Here is a 12,945-nt window from a genome sequence, read left to right as displayed (position 1 = left end):
CTGACCTGGTTCAGCCTCGCCGGAACGAAGCACCGTTCAATCGACCCAGCGAAACCAGTAGACGTCCAATCTTCGCGACCATCGAACCGTTCAACGGACCCGAATCGATCTGCGCGATCACGGCGTGCTGTCCGATCGCGATCACTTCGACAAAGGCTTCGTAGGGCAATACGTGACGCTCGCCTTCGTGTAGCACCACGGAAACCTTGGGCGCATCGCCGAGCAGCCAGTCCAGCGACGCATCGCGGTAGCTGATCTGCAGCGTGCCTTCCAGCGCGGCAATCGCGCTGCCGCGTCTGAACCAGGCGGCGTGAATCTGACCGGGGGCGTATCGGTGTTCGAAGGGTTTCATCGCAAGCTCAATCTAAACGCAGGTCAAGGGATCCGCCCGGCGATTTCGGAATCGACGGGCTACATGTCCACAGCGTAAAGACACCCATCAGACCGCAACAGACTCACACGTTTAGAATCTGTAGCGATACAGAAGGCCAATTTCCTGATCTGTTTCGGTCTGAATTGCGGCTGTCTGTATCTGGCGATCTTTCCGTGCCACAGGCACGATCCAAACGATGAATCCGTTGAACGACGAACCCCTCCTGACACCGCCCGAAACGGGCGCGCCGCTGTACGAGCGCCTCGCCGATCACTACCGGCGCGTGATCGCGTCGGGCACGCTCGCGCCGGGCGACCGGATGCCGTCGGTGCGCGCGCTGATGAGCCAGCATCGCGTGAGTCTGTCGACGGCGATTCAGGTGTTCCGGCGTCTCGAGGATGGCGGTTGGCTACAGGCGCGGCCGCGCGCCGGCTACTTCGTGCGGCGTCCGCACGCATCGAAGCTCGCGACGGTCGCCGAGCCGGACATTCCGGCGCTTGCCGAGCCGGCGCGCTACGTCGGTTTGCACGAGCGGATCTCGCGCGTGATCGAGCGCAGCCAGGCGTTTCCGGACGCGCTCAACCTCGGCGGCGCGACAGCGGATGCGGTGCTGTATCCGACCGAGCGACTGCAGGCGCTTGCGTCGCGCATCCTGCGTCATCGGCCGACGCTGTTGACGGAGGTCGGCGAAGACGGCGGTGCGGCCGAACTGCGGCAGGCAGTGGCGAAGCGCGCATTGTCAACGGGCGTGACCGTCTCGCCGGACGAGGTGCTCGTGACGAGCGGCGGCGTCGAAGGCGTCAACCTCGCGTTGCGTGCGGTCGCGCAGCCGGGCGATACCATCGCCGTCGAATCGCCGGCGTTTTTCGGATTGCTGCAGATTCTCGAAAGTCTCGGATTGCGCGCGCTCGAGATACCGACCAGCCCGACCACGGGACTGTCGCTCGAAGCGCTCGATATTGCGTTGACCGCGTGCCCGGACATCAAGGCGCTCGTCGTCGTGCCGAACTTGCAGAACCCGCTCGGCTGCGTGATGCCGGATACGCGCAAGGCCGAACTGGTACGGCTGTGCGCGAGCCGTGGCGTGGCGTTGATCGAAGATGAGCCGTATCGCGAGCTGATCGAAGGTGCAGAGCCCGCGCGCCCGCTGAAGGCGTGGGATCGCGACGGCGGTGTGATCTATTGCACGTCGCTGAACAAGGTGCTTGCGCCGGGAATGCGGCTCGGCTGGATGTCGTCAGGACGCTGGCAAGGGCGTGTGCGGTTGTTGAAATTCGCGCAGACGCGCCACAACGAGTCGCTCGCGCAATTCGTCGCGGCCGAGTTCATCGGTTCGGGCGCGTATGACCGCCATCTGTACCGTCTGCGCGAAAAGCTGCGCGTGCAGCGCGAGGCAAGTGCCGATGCCATCGGCCGGTACTTTCCCGAAGGCACGCGCCTGAGCTTGCCGCCCGGCGGGCTGCTGCTGTGGGTCGAGTTGCCGCAAGGCAAGTCGTCGGATGCACTGTTCGAGGCCGCGTTGCCGCATGGCATCCGGATCGCGCCGGGGTCGATCTTTTCGAACTCGGCGCGCTTTCGTTCATTTATCCGCTTGAGCTGTCCCGGTCCGTTCGATACGCGGATGGAGGCGGCGTTTCGTCAACTCGGCCGTCTGGTCGAAGCGATCGACTGATTTCGGCATTCAGTTTCATCTGCTCAAACGGCCGCGCGAAGTTCGCTGCATCCGTCACCGCATTGTCACGAAGCGCGTCTAATTTCGAAACGCACCCCATACAAAGCTTTCAGTAGAGCGGTCGATAGCGCCAATGCTCACCGACCGCATTTTGGTGCATGGGACAGGAGCAAGCCATGAAAACAGCCTTACTAGCCGCAGCCAGCCTGATCACCGCGCTATCCTTCTCCGCCGCGCACGCAGCCGACATCACCGGCGCAGGCAGTACCTTCGCCGCGCCGATCTACACGAAATGGGCCGATGCATACCAGAAGACGGGCGGCGGTCGCATCAACTATCAGGGCATCGGCTCGTCGGGCGGCATCAAGCAGGTGCTCGCCAAGACCGTGGACTTCGCCGGCTCCGATGCGCCGCTCAAGGACGACGAACTCGCCAAAGACGGCCTGTTCCAGTTTCCGACGGTGGTCGGCGGCGTCGTGCCCGTCGTCAACCTGCCGGGTATGAAGCCTGGTGCGCTGGTGCTCTCCGGCCCCGTGCTCGGCGACATCTTCCTCGGCAAGATCAAGAAGTGGAACGATCCCGCGATCGCCGCGCTCAACCCCGGCGCGAAGCTGCCCGACACCGACATCGCCGTGGTGCGCCGCGCGGACGGTTCAGGCACGAGCTTCATCTGGACGCACTACCTTGCGCAGGTGAACCCGGAGTGGAAGAGCAAGGTCGGCGAGGGCACCACGGTCAACTGGCCGACTGGCACGGGCGGCAAGGGCAATGACGGCGTCGCGGCGTTCGTGCAGCGGCTGCCGGGTGCTATCGGTTACGTCGAATGGGCGTACGCGAAGCAGAACAAGATGACGTACACGTCGCTGAAGAATTCGGCGGGCGCCGTGGTCGAGCCGAAGACCGACACGTTCAAGGCAGCGGCTGCGGGTGCGGACTGGTCGAAGTCGTTCTATCAGATTCTGACCAATGAACCCGGCAAGGACGCGTGGCCTGTCGTCGGCGCGACATTCGTGCTCGTGCATTCGTCGCAGGACAAGCCGGATCGCGGCAAGGAAACCCTCAAGTTCTTCGACTGGGCTTTCAAGAACGGCAATCAGACGGCACAGGAACTCGATTACATCACGCTGCCGGACGGCGTCGTGTCCGAGATCCGCACGCAATGGAAGGCGAAGGTCAAGGACGCTGCGGGCAAACCGGTCGCTGATTAATCGGATTTGTCGGATTGATCGGATTAATCATACAAAAACGGGTCGGCGTGTCGACACGCCGACCGTCATTGAACAGTAACGGGGCATCGCGATAATGCGAACGCTGGCCTGAGAGCAATCGGGACGGGCGTGAAGCGCGGCGCTGGCTGCGCGCAGCGCCAGCCTTTCCGGTTGAAGCCAGAGACGTATCAATGACCATTCCCATGCTGACGACACACCGAGGCTATCGCCTGCAAGCCAGCGCCGCAATTGGCGACGACGGCATGCACGCAGCCGAACTGACCATCGATAAACCGGGTCTGCCGCCGCGCACCTTCAATGCACTCGACTACTTCTACGACGGCGAGCAGGCGCTCAAATACGCGACCGCCTGGGGCCGCATCTGGGTCGATATGAAAGGTTGATCCCGCATGCCGCTTTACGGTGGCGCCTGCGCACGACGCGCGGCCACGAGGCAGTCACTGCCCGCTGAAAACGATTTCAACGAAAGTTTCTTCCCAAATATCGGGGCGGGGTTCAGACAACGATGAGCAGGCCGTAACAGGCGGAGCAACCGTCCTCCCATGACGACATCGCGCGCGTCTCGTGCAGAGGCCGCGCGCGGGTGCACGTCTCTCCCTCATCGTTCATGAAACTCACCTTCAAGCTTCCTCTTGCTTTCGCCGCTGCACTCTTTCTGATGTTCGCGGGCGCGATGTACGGCCTGTACGCGATGCACCGTTCAATCGACGAATACAACGACCTCGTGCGCGTGCATGTCGCAAACGAGCGGATGGCTGCGAATATCCTCGTCAACTTCAAGCTTCAGGTGCAGGAATGGAAGGACATCCTGCTGCGCGGCAAAGACCCTGCGAAGCTCGAGAAGGGCTGGGCCGCATTCGAGAAGCAGGAGCAACTCGTCGATACGCAGACGAAAGACCTGCTCGCGTCGCTCGACGACGGCAGCACGCGCGCGCTCGTCGAGCAGTTCGGGTCTGCGCATGTCGATATGGGCGGCGGTTATCGCAAGGGACTCGAAGCGTTCAAGGCAGCCGGCTTCGAACCGACGGCGGGCGACAAGGCGGTCGCGGGCGTCGACCGTGAGCCCGCGCGGCTGCTTGGCGAAGCCGTCCAGCAGATCGCGACGAAAACGGCGGCCATGTCGGCGCAAGCCGCCGACGACGCGCGCCGCGCCGGCGCAATCAGCGTCGTGCTGATGCTGGCCGCGTTCGCCGCGGGTCTTGGCGGCGCGTTCTTCTTCAGCCGCTCGATCACATCGCCGTTGACGCGTGCCGTCGATGTGGCGCGCAGCGTCGCGCAAGGCGATCTGACCACGCACATCGACGCGCACGGCCACGACGAAATCGGCGCGCTGCTCAACGCGCTGGCGGAGATGCAGGCGAGCCTGTCGAAAGTGGTGAGCAAGGTGCGCCGTAACGCGGACGGCGTCGCGACGGCCAGTTCGGAAATCGCGGCGGGCAATCTGAGTCTGTCCGCACGCACGGAAGAACAGGCGGCGTCGCTCGAAGAAACCGCGGCGAGCATGGAGGAACTGACGGGCACCGTACGACAGAACGCGGGCAATGCGAATCACGCGGCGTCGCTAGCGGAAAAAGCGTCGGGCACGGCCACGCATGGCGGCGACGTGATGCGCCGTGTCGTCGAAACGATGGCGGGCATTTCGGAAAGCTCGTCGAAGGTGGGCGAGATCATCGCCGTGATCGAAGGCATTGCTTTCCAGACCAACATCCTCGCATTGAACGCGGCCGTCGAGGCGGCGCGCGCAGGGGAACAGGGCCGCGGCTTTGCCGTCGTCGCGGGCGAAGTGCGCGCACTTGCGCAGCGCAGCGCGAGCGCCGCGAAAGAAGTGAAGCAGCTGATCGAGCAGTCGTCGACGCGTGTCGCTGCGGGCTCGGATCTCGTGCGCGACGCGGGCAACATCATCGGCGAGATCGTCGGGTCGGTGCAGCAGGTGACGGCGATCATCGCCGAGATTTCCGCGGCGTCGAATGAGCAGACCGCGGGTATCGAACAGGTCAATCTCGCCGTCACGCAGATGGACGAAGTCACGCAGCAGAATGCCGCGCTCGTCGAGCAGGCATCGGCGGCTGCGCAGTCGATGGCCGAGCAGGCGCACTCGCTGCGCGAAGCGGTCGCCGTGTTCACGACCGCCGATTCGGGTCATCCCCAAGCCCGATAAATTCATACGATTAGCAGGTCGAAATGCCCGAGTGTATGCCTTCGCACACAGCTATTTTTGCTACGCTCGACCATCGCAGTTATGCCCGATAAGATGGCACGTGACGCAACATGTCTATTCGCTGGCTGATTTTGCATCGGGCGGGCGGCCCGATACGTATGACGAACGAGACGCGGCAGGACATGCCTGCATGACGGACGCCTCGTTACCGTGATACGCGCCGCAACACGCCTGATTTCTTCGAACCCAGACGGCTTGCCGGGAAGGGCTGCCCGGCGCATAAGAGGGACGTGGCATGTTGAACAGGTTGATCGACATCGCGAGACACATCCGGCGCAGTGAACGCTTCAAACATTCGATCAGCACGCCGGGCCGCATCACGCTGCACGCACAACAACGTCTGAACCGCGGCTACTTCGCGATCGAAATTCGCGCGCATTCGGGCTTCTTTTCCGTGATGCAGATGGTGCTGTTCATCCTCATGTATTGCGAGGAGAAACGCCTCACGCCGCTCATTTCCGCGCGCGGCGGCATCTATGGCGATGCCGAAGGCAAGGTCGACTGGTTTTCCCAATACTTCGATACCGTGGGCCCGGCGCCGCTGCCCACGTCGAACGTGCGGCTGCGCACGTCGGTCGTGCACGATCTCGGCGGGCTGGGTTTTCGCCGCCGCTATGAGCCGAGGCTCGATCTGCAGCATGCGAGCGCGCTGTTTCGCTCGCACTATCAGCCGGCTGCGCCCATTCGCGATGAAGTGGGCGCGATCTGCCGGCGTCTGGGCATCGGCACTTCGACGCTCGGTGTGCATTTTCGTGGCACCGACAAGAAGGTCGAGGCGCATACGATCGCATGGGAAGCGTTCTGCCGGCTTGTCGAAGAGACACTTGCCGCCGATCCGCAACTGAACAACATCTTCGTGTCGAGCGACGAACAGGCGTTTCTCGATTACTTCGTCAAACGGGACTTTCCCGTGCCCGTGAATGTCGCGCCCGCCAAACTGCTCGCCACGGGCGCCACACCCGTGCATTTCAGCGGCCATCCCGGTCTTGCGATCGGACGCGAGGCGCTGGTCGCGAGCCTGCTGCTCGCGAGTTGCGGATATCTGGTGAAGACGCCTTCGTATCTGTCGGCATGGTCGAAAATGTTCAACCCTTCGCTGCCCGTCAGGCTCGCCGTTCCGCCGCGTGAAGGCGCGTTCTGGTTCCCGGACAGCCAGATCTGGAACGAGCAGCAACACCAGCACGAGATAGCGATGCAGTCTGATATGCGGATGCCGGACCGGAAAACGGCCTGAAGGACATCGCGGCATTTGCCGCGACGCAAAACGACGGGACGCGACGGGAAATGCGGTCTGGCCCACAACGGCGATAGAAAAGCTGGCTTCCGGCCGCATTCACGAACGGTCGGTCCGCCCGCGCTCGCGTAGAATCATCAGAAAATACCAGCACGGCAATCGGGGAAGGGCGTGAAGATTCACAGCCACTATGACAATCTGAAAGTCTCGCGGGATGCCCCTCAAGAGGTGATCCGCGCGGCCTACAAGACCTTGTGTCAGAAATATCATCCTGACCGGCGGATCGACGATCCCGATGCCGAGCGGGTGATGAAGATCATCAACGCGTCCTATGCGGTCCTGAGCGACCCCGTGCAACGCAAGGAGCACGACGAATGGCTCGCACGCAAGGAGCGTGAAGCGGCGGCTGCCGCCGCGCCGCCGCGTCCATCGGCTTCGGCATCCCAGCAGCAAGCTCACTGGCAGACCGCCACGCAAACCAGGCGCGACACACCGCCGCCGCGTCAGCAAGCCCGTTCGAGTACGTGGACATCACAAGCGCGCGTCGATCCGCGTGCCGCGCAGCACAAGCCGCGTGCCGCGTCCTCCGCGTCCCGTTTCTTGTTGCGCAAGATTTCGCTGCGCAGCTGGGCCGTGATTGGCGTGTGCGCGTTCTTCGGTTACGTCGCGATCACGGAATCGATGACGCCGTGGCCGTTCACGCGCAACACGCCGTCGTATGGTTCACAGTACGGTTCACACGCTGGCGCCGGGGCGGGCGATGCGAATGCGGCCGACAGCAGGCGTCGCGCGCTGGGCGCGATGTCGTCGGCGCAGGCGGCCACCTCGCCGTGGAAGAACGACGTGTCCGTCGCAGGCAACGATCCGTCGGCTGCACACGTGTCGTACGTGAGGCCTGCGGTCGCGCCGAATGGCTTGCCGTGGCCGTCGACGGCGTCTTATCTCGACGGCATGTCGATCGGCGCGGCGGACGGGCATTCGTCGGTGACGATCGACAATTCCGTCAACCGTTTCGACGTGTTCGGCAAGCTTGTCTACAACGCGTCGGTGTTCGACCAGCCGGTGCGCCATTTTTTCATTCCGGCTGGCCAGAGCTTTACGCTGGTCGGCGTCGCGCCGGGCAACTACGACGTGCGCTACCAGAACCTCGACGACGGCGGCCTGTACAAATCGCAAGGCTTCGAGCTGTCCGAACAGGCGGCAGGCGGCAGCATCGACGCGACCAACGTGAGCATCACGCTGTACGGGCTGCCCGGCAGCACCGTCCAGCCGACCACCATCGGCCGCGGCGATTTCTAGCACGCAGCGCTGCTTACTGCAGCGTCGCGCCCGCGCCTCGTACCACCACGCTCTGCCGCCCGTCGATGCTCACGGGCACGTCGCCATGCACCGTGGCGCGCCGCACCACGCGGTGCGCATCGCCGTAATCGTTGATCGCGTAGTGCTGCGTCGCGCGGTTGTCCCAGATCGCGACGTCGCCCTGGGTCCAGTTCCAGCGCACCGTGTTTTCCAGCCGTGTGACGTGATCGTGGAAAACCTGCAGCAGATGCGTCGAATCGGTGGCCGACAGCCCCTTCAGACGCTGCACGAAGTGACCGAGCACGAGCGAGCGCTCGCCCGTTTCCGGATGCACGCGCACGACGGGATGCTCGGTTTCGTACACCGTCGACGTGAACACTTCCCGGTAGCGCTTGAGCTGCTCGCTATCCGCGTTCACATGCGAGGACGCGTAGTCGTACGCATTCGTATGCAGCGCCCAGAGCGTGTCGGCCAGATTGCGCAACGACTCGGGCAGATTCTCGTAGGCGGCAGCGGTGTTTGCCCAGACCGTGTCGCCACCGTATGGCGGAATCACGACGGCGCGCAGGATCGAAATCTTCGGATACGCATCGACGAACGTGACGTCCGTATGCCACGAGTTCGCGCGTGCGCCGTGCTGCGAATCGAGTTCGAGCAGATGGCGGCTGCCGTCGACGGAAGGCACGGTCGGATGCGCGACGGTTTCGCCGAAGCGCCGCGCGAAGGCTTCCTGCTCTGCGTCGTCGAGATGCTGCTGGCCGCGGAAGAACAGCACCTTGTGCTTCAGCAGTGCGGCGTTGATGGCCGCGAAGGTATGCGTATCGATCGAACCCGACAACCTGACGCCCTGAACCTCGGCGCCGATATGGCCGGCGACGCGGCGCAGTTCGAGCGTGTCAGGCGTAGCGTGTGCGGCAATGCCGGGTGCATTCGAAGGGGCGAGCGCCGCTTGCGTATTCGACATCTGACGTCTCCGTGTAAGTGAGAGCGTCCATTCAAGCAGTGTGCTCGCGCAAAGAGAACTGACATTTCGTGCGAAGGTGTCCACGCGGGCTGCGCTATCGATAGGCGCAATTGTGCTATGCGAGGGGGCGTATTTTTGCGGGATGGATGTGCCGCGCGACGGCATGGTCAGGGTATCGGTCGAACCCGTGCGCGAAGCGCTTTCCCGCCTCGGCGATTGACGCGTCGGCGGGAAAGCGCGGGGTGAAGCGAAGGTGGCGTGGGCTCAGCGCGGCTGCGCCGGCACGAGTTTCAGGCGGCCGCGGGCGAGCGGTGTGCCGTGTATGTCGTGCGGCTCCGGCATCTGCCACGCCGCGCGCAACCGTTCAATGAAGGCGGCTTCGCCTTCGGACAGATGGCCGTCCGCATGCGCGCCTTCATTGCATAGCGCGAGGACTTCGCGGCGCATCCGCCAGTCGGTGATGTCCTGCGCGAGGCAGAGAATCACACCTGGATCGAGACGGCAGGTGTCGCCCCAGTTCAGGTACGCCGTCGACGTCAGGTCTTCACACATCTGTTGCATGACGCCGAGCAGTTGTCCGCGGTTCATCTTCAGCCGCGCTTCCATTCCACAGCGCTCGAGCGCTTCGAGTTCATCCGTGCCGACGTGTCCGTCCGACAGCAGGCACGCGGCCACGATGCGCGCTGCCGCTTCGGGGCTATTGCTTCGATAGTGACGCATTCCATATCTCCTTTACTTCGATTCGATTGACTGCACGAAGGCTCGCGTGTCACGCAATCCAGTCGCGCGGCGAGAGGTTCGAGTTCACGTGGAACGGATAACGTGTGTCGTCGAGCATGCGCTGGCGGCGTTCGAGATCGGCGAGGTCGGTCGACGATGCGAGATACGCGTCGCGTTCGCTTTCACGGGATGCCGTGAAGATCGTGCCAAGACGATGTGCGATCTGGTTGAACATGATGTGCTCCTTCAGTAGTGCGATAAGTGAAACGCGCTGACGAATACGTGGTTCGCGTGGCTGCGTGGTGACGATGCGCGGGCTGGGTGCAGTCCGCCGTCTCGTCGCTTTCGACCATGACGCTGCATCGACGGAATGCATCGTAGGCGGGATGAATTAGCGGGAAATGAGTGCGCTGTGCGAGTGAAAAACCGCTATGGCATGACGTGACATCACGCGATTCGAGCGTGATGTCGAGGCTAATTCTTCGCTCACTCTGCACGCACAGAATGCGAATCAACCGATGCAGCAATGAGACGGCATCGGATGTTCAGGAGAAGAACATGAAAGGGATTCGCCACATCGCAGTTACTGCCGCAGTTGCCGGATTGCTCGGCCTGGGGCTGGTGAGCGCCGCGCAGGCCCATGTTTTCGTCGGCGTCGGGATTGGACCGGTTGCGCCCGTCGTGCCTGTTATGCCCGTTGCGGCGTTGCCCGTCTATCCGCCGCCGCCCGTGTATTACGCGCCGCCTCCGCCTGTGTACGTCGCACCGCCCGTCGTGGTTGGCGCGTATTGGGGCCATCCGCACTATTACCCGCACTACTACCCGCGCTATTACGGCTACGGCTACTGGCGCTAGGCGGACACGAAGCTCACTTGTTTCTAATTTTCGATCTCTACGATCCACTTCATCGCAACACACACTTGACCAACAATCTGGAGGGAAACATCATGAAAACGCTGATTCGTACTGCCGCTGTCGCAACCTTGCTCGCACTGCCCATCGCCTGTTTTGCGCAAACGACGGCACCCGTCACGCGCGCCGATGTCGAGGCGCAGCTGACGCAGCTTGAACAGGCGGGCTACAACCCGACGTCCGACCGGACACAATATCCGGCGAACATCGAAGCCGCACAGGCGCGTCTCGACGCGCAGCAAGGCGGCGCATATGGCGGCGTCGCGGACGGCTCGTCGCAAAGCGGGGCGGCTTTCCATCCGCAATACGACGTGGGACTGAAGTCGATCTACGTGGGACATTGAGAACACGCGGGAACCGCAGGTCCGTTCGATAAATATCGCGGGCGCGCAGATAACTCTGCGCGCCCGCATCATTGTCTTTACAACCAGGAGCGCGTGCAGCGCGGTGTAGAATCGGCGAGCCCTTGGGGCACGTCTGTCGTTGCCCAATCCAGTCGCACAACTCTCACCGGACGGCACGCATCACACCCATGTCCATGCCCAAGATCCGCTCGCTCAGAAATCAACTCGTGCTCGCCCTGTGTGTGCTGGTGAGCGTCGTCGGTGTGGTGCAGGGCATCAGTTCATGGCAGCTCGCCAAGGCGGGCATGGACGCGCTGCTCGATCTGCGTCTCGAGCAGGTGGCCATGCGCCTGTATCACAGCGGACTTGCCGACGCGCTGCCGACTACGCCCGCACGCGGCTCGCAGCCGGAGCGCGACGTCTACCTCACCGTCTGGAGGGACGGCATCGACACCCCGTATCGTTCGACCGATCCTTCGCTTGCGTTGCCGCGCGACGCCGATCCGGGTTTTACGACCACGATGGTGAACGGCGAAAGCTGGCGCATCTTCACGCTGCGCGAGCCGTCCACCGTGGTTCAGGTTGCGCAGCGCTCGCGCGTGCGCCAGGACCTTTCGGAAGCGCGTTCGCTGAATACGCTGTGGCCGATGATCGTGCTCGTGCCGATGGTATGGATCGCCGTGCTGCTGGTCGTACGGCGCGCGCTGCGCCGCCTGACGCGGCTCGGCGCGCAGGTGCAGGCAATCGACATGACGCATTTCCAGCAGCTGTCGACCTCGGGCGTGCCCACCGAAATCCGCCCGTTCATCTTTTCGATCAACAAGATGATCGAGCGGCTCGAACAGTCGATAGAAAGCGAGCGCAAGTTTATCTCCGACGCCGCGCACGAGCTGCGCACGCCGCTCACCGCGTTGCAGTTGCAGGCGGACAACCTGCAGCCGCACATCGCGCCGGGCAATCAGGAGCGCTTTCGGGAGCTGCAGGGCGGCATTCGCCGCAGCGGCCGGATGATTGCGCAGCTGCTGCGTCTCGCGCGCGCCGATGCCGCGGTGCAGGCGGACACGCTGACGCGCGTCGACGTATCGGCCGTGGTCGTCGACGCCGTTGCCGAAGTGTTGCCGATCGCGATGCAGCGCGGCATCGACATCGGCGCGGACGAAATGGCGAGCGCCTACGTGCATGCCAACGACGCCGACATCGGCATTGCGCTGCGCAACCTGGTGAGCAATGCGATTCGCTACACGCCCGACGGCGGCAAGGTCGACCTCAGCGTGCATCTGCGCGAGGGTCGAGTGTGGATCGAAGTCGTCGATACGGGGCCGGGCATTGATGAGGCGCTGCTGCCGCGCGTGTTTGACCGGTTTTTCCGGGCCAATGTGCAGATTGAAGGGAGCGGGCTGGGGCTGTCGATTGTTCAGGCTATTGTTAATCGCTATGGCGGGGAGGCGAGTTTGCGCAATCGTTCGGACGGGGTCTCAGGTATTGTCGCGACGCTTTGTTTTCCTGCTGTGGCGTGAGGGTTTTTGCCCGCGCTGCGGGATGCTCATTCTTTGCTAACTGTCCGTGCCTAAGATGGGAACCATTGAAGCAGGCCCCTCTGGTTCTGGCACGGCGATCGGTGCACGCCAGAATCCTTCTGGCCGACTGCGGAAGCGGTCGGCTTTTTTTTGTTTTTTGCTTTTGATTTTGTTTTTTGTCTTTTGTCTTTTGTCTTTGCTGTTGAGGTGGCATCCAGGATTTGTCTTGCCTGCTTCGGGCGTTGCCCCTGTGCGGGGCGGCATTTGCTTCTGGTTTGTCTTGCGACGCTTTGTTTGGTTTGCTTGTGTTGTTGCTGGCATCCGCGTTTTGTTATTGGTTCTTCACGCGTCGCCCCTGTGCGGGGCGGCACCTACTTTTCTTTGCCGCGGCAAAGAAAAGTAGGCAAAAGAAAGCCGCTGAACACCGCTAATTCTTGTTCCCGCCTGAGGGCCCCCAACGGGT

14 protein-coding genes are annotated in these 12,945 nt (G+C 62.9%); 9 read left to right on the top strand and 5 right to left on the bottom strand.

The window, feature by feature from the left end; translation table 11 throughout:
* Positions 1–10: 10 nt before the first annotated feature.
* Positions 11–352: a hypothetical protein gene (locus tag G3O01_RS29460; protein ID WP_205810118.1), complete on the bottom strand. Its 342-nt coding sequence runs from the start codon at positions 350–352 to the stop codon at positions 11–13.
* Between the two features lie 217 nt (positions 353–569).
* Here G3O01_RS29460 and G3O01_RS29455 point away from each other — a divergent pair, with 217 nt between their 5' ends.
* The 6 genes from G3O01_RS29455 (at position 570) to G3O01_RS29430 (ending at position 8,025) form a co-directional block, all read left to right on the top strand.
* Positions 570–2,045 (top strand): PLP-dependent aminotransferase family protein, encoded by a 1,476-nt coding sequence (locus G3O01_RS29455; protein ID WP_205810117.1) that lies wholly within the window; start codon positions 570–572, stop codon positions 2,043–2,045.
* Positions 2,046–2,221: 176 nt separating this feature from the next.
* Positions 2,222–3,253, top strand: coding sequence for a phosphate ABC transporter substrate-binding protein PstS (gene pstS / locus G3O01_RS29450; protein ID WP_205810116.1), 1,032 nt, complete (start codon positions 2,222–2,224; stop codon positions 3,251–3,253).
* A 191-nt stretch (positions 3,254–3,444) separates the two neighbouring features.
* On the top strand, positions 3,445–3,657 hold the full coding sequence (locus G3O01_RS29445) for a hypothetical protein (RefSeq protein ID WP_205810115.1): 213 nt from the start codon (positions 3,445–3,447) through the stop codon (positions 3,655–3,657).
* 224 nt (positions 3,658–3,881) lie between these two features.
* On the top strand, positions 3,882–5,432 hold the full coding sequence (locus G3O01_RS29440) for a methyl-accepting chemotaxis protein (protein WP_205810114.1): 1,551 nt from the start codon (positions 3,882–3,884) through the stop codon (positions 5,430–5,432).
* Positions 5,433–5,727: 295 nt separating this feature from the next.
* On the top strand, positions 5,728–6,726 hold the full coding sequence (locus tag G3O01_RS29435; RefSeq protein WP_205810113.1) for a hypothetical protein: 999 nt from the start codon (positions 5,728–5,730) through the stop codon (positions 6,724–6,726).
* A 171-nt stretch (positions 6,727–6,897) separates the two neighbouring features.
* On the top strand, positions 6,898–8,025 hold the full coding sequence (locus G3O01_RS29430; RefSeq protein WP_205810112.1) for a J domain-containing protein: 1,128 nt from the start codon (positions 6,898–6,900) through the stop codon (positions 8,023–8,025).
* A 13-nt stretch (positions 8,026–8,038) separates the two neighbouring features.
* Here G3O01_RS29430 and G3O01_RS29425 read toward each other — a convergent pair whose 3' ends face one another.
* The 3 genes from G3O01_RS29425 to G3O01_RS29415 all read right to left on the bottom strand — a co-directional run bounded on the left by G3O01_RS29425 (position 8,039) and on the right by G3O01_RS29415 (position 9,944).
* Positions 8,039–8,989, bottom strand: a complete 951-nt coding sequence (locus tag G3O01_RS29425) for a TauD/TfdA family dioxygenase (RefSeq protein ID WP_205810111.1) — start codon at positions 8,987–8,989, stop codon at positions 8,039–8,041.
* A gap of 264 nt (positions 8,990–9,253) precedes the next feature.
* On the bottom strand, positions 9,254–9,709 hold the full coding sequence (locus G3O01_RS29420) for a TerB family tellurite resistance protein (RefSeq protein ID WP_205810110.1): 456 nt from the start codon (positions 9,707–9,709) through the stop codon (positions 9,254–9,256).
* Positions 9,710–9,758: 49 nt separating this feature from the next.
* Positions 9,759–9,944: a DUF3563 family protein gene (locus G3O01_RS29415; protein ID WP_205810109.1), complete on the bottom strand. Its 186-nt coding sequence runs from the start codon at positions 9,942–9,944 to the stop codon at positions 9,759–9,761.
* A gap of 323 nt (positions 9,945–10,267) precedes the next feature.
* On the opposite strand from G3O01_RS29415, the gene G3O01_RS29410 reads away from it, so the two are divergent.
* The 3 genes from G3O01_RS29410 to G3O01_RS29400 all read left to right on the top strand — a co-directional run bounded on the left by G3O01_RS29410 (position 10,268) and on the right by G3O01_RS29400 (position 12,482).
* Positions 10,268–10,564, top strand: a complete 297-nt coding sequence (locus G3O01_RS29410) for a hypothetical protein (RefSeq protein WP_205810108.1) — start codon at positions 10,268–10,270, stop codon at positions 10,562–10,564.
* 92 nt (positions 10,565–10,656) lie between these two features.
* Positions 10,657–10,965 carry a DUF4148 domain-containing protein gene (locus tag G3O01_RS29405; protein WP_205810107.1) on the top strand — a complete coding sequence of 103 codons (309 nt, stop codon included), beginning with the start codon at positions 10,657–10,659 and terminating at the stop codon, positions 10,963–10,965.
* A 188-nt stretch (positions 10,966–11,153) separates the two neighbouring features.
* Positions 11,154–12,482 (top strand): HAMP domain-containing sensor histidine kinase, encoded by a 1,329-nt coding sequence (locus G3O01_RS29400; RefSeq protein WP_205810106.1) that lies wholly within the window; start codon positions 11,154–11,156, stop codon positions 12,480–12,482.
* 36 nt (positions 12,483–12,518) lie between these two features.
* On the opposite strand, the gene G3O01_RS29395 is transcribed toward G3O01_RS29400, so the two are convergent.
* Positions 12,519–12,803, bottom strand: a complete 285-nt coding sequence (locus G3O01_RS29395; RefSeq protein WP_205810105.1) for a hypothetical protein — start codon at positions 12,801–12,803, stop codon at positions 12,519–12,521.
* Between the last annotated feature and the right edge of the window lie 142 nt (positions 12,804–12,945).

Source organism: Burkholderia sp. Ac-20365 (assembly GCF_017104715.1).
In the GTDB taxonomy this organism is placed as follows: Bacteria; Pseudomonadota; Gammaproteobacteria; order Burkholderiales; family Burkholderiaceae; genus Paraburkholderia.
The sequence above is the reverse complement of the archived record's forward strand: the minus strand, read 5'-3'. Positions and strand labels throughout refer to the sequence as shown.

What these genes read in the sequence shown, in the direction of transcription:
- G3O01_RS29460 (WP_205810118.1), bottom strand. Translation starts at nt 352, where the DNA reads ATGAAACCCTTCGAACACCGATACGCCCCCGGTCAGATTCACGCCGCC.
- G3O01_RS29455 (WP_205810117.1), top strand. Translation starts at nt 570, where the DNA reads ATGAATCCGTTGAACGACGAACCCCTCCTGACACCGCCCGAAACGGGC.
- pstS (WP_205810116.1), top strand. Translation starts at nt 2,222, where the DNA reads ATGAAAACAGCCTTACTAGCCGCAGCCAGCCTGATCACCGCGCTATCC.
- G3O01_RS29445 (WP_205810115.1), top strand. Translation starts at nt 3,445, where the DNA reads ATGACCATTCCCATGCTGACGACACACCGAGGCTATCGCCTGCAAGCC.
- G3O01_RS29440 (WP_205810114.1), top strand. Translation starts at nt 3,882, where the DNA reads ATGAAACTCACCTTCAAGCTTCCTCTTGCTTTCGCCGCTGCACTCTTT.
- G3O01_RS29435 (WP_205810113.1), top strand. Translation starts at nt 5,728, where the DNA reads ATGTTGAACAGGTTGATCGACATCGCGAGACACATCCGGCGCAGTGAA.
- G3O01_RS29425 (WP_205810111.1), bottom strand. Translation starts at nt 8,989, where the DNA reads ATGTCGAATACGCAAGCGGCGCTCGCCCCTTCGAATGCACCCGGCATT.
- G3O01_RS29420 (WP_205810110.1), bottom strand. Translation starts at nt 9,709, where the DNA reads ATGCGTCACTATCGAAGCAATAGCCCCGAAGCGGCAGCGCGCATCGTG.
- G3O01_RS29415 (WP_205810109.1), bottom strand. Translation starts at nt 9,944, where the DNA reads ATGTTCAACCAGATCGCACATCGTCTTGGCACGATCTTCACGGCATCC.
- G3O01_RS29410 (WP_205810108.1), top strand. Translation starts at nt 10,268, where the DNA reads ATGAAAGGGATTCGCCACATCGCAGTTACTGCCGCAGTTGCCGGATTG.
- G3O01_RS29405 (WP_205810107.1), top strand. Translation starts at nt 10,657, where the DNA reads ATGAAAACGCTGATTCGTACTGCCGCTGTCGCAACCTTGCTCGCACTG.
- G3O01_RS29400 (WP_205810106.1), top strand. Translation starts at nt 11,154, where the DNA reads ATGTCCATGCCCAAGATCCGCTCGCTCAGAAATCAACTCGTGCTCGCC.
- G3O01_RS29395 (WP_205810105.1), bottom strand. Translation starts at nt 12,803, where the DNA reads ATGCCAGCAACAACACAAGCAAACCAAACAAAGCGTCGCAAGACAAAC.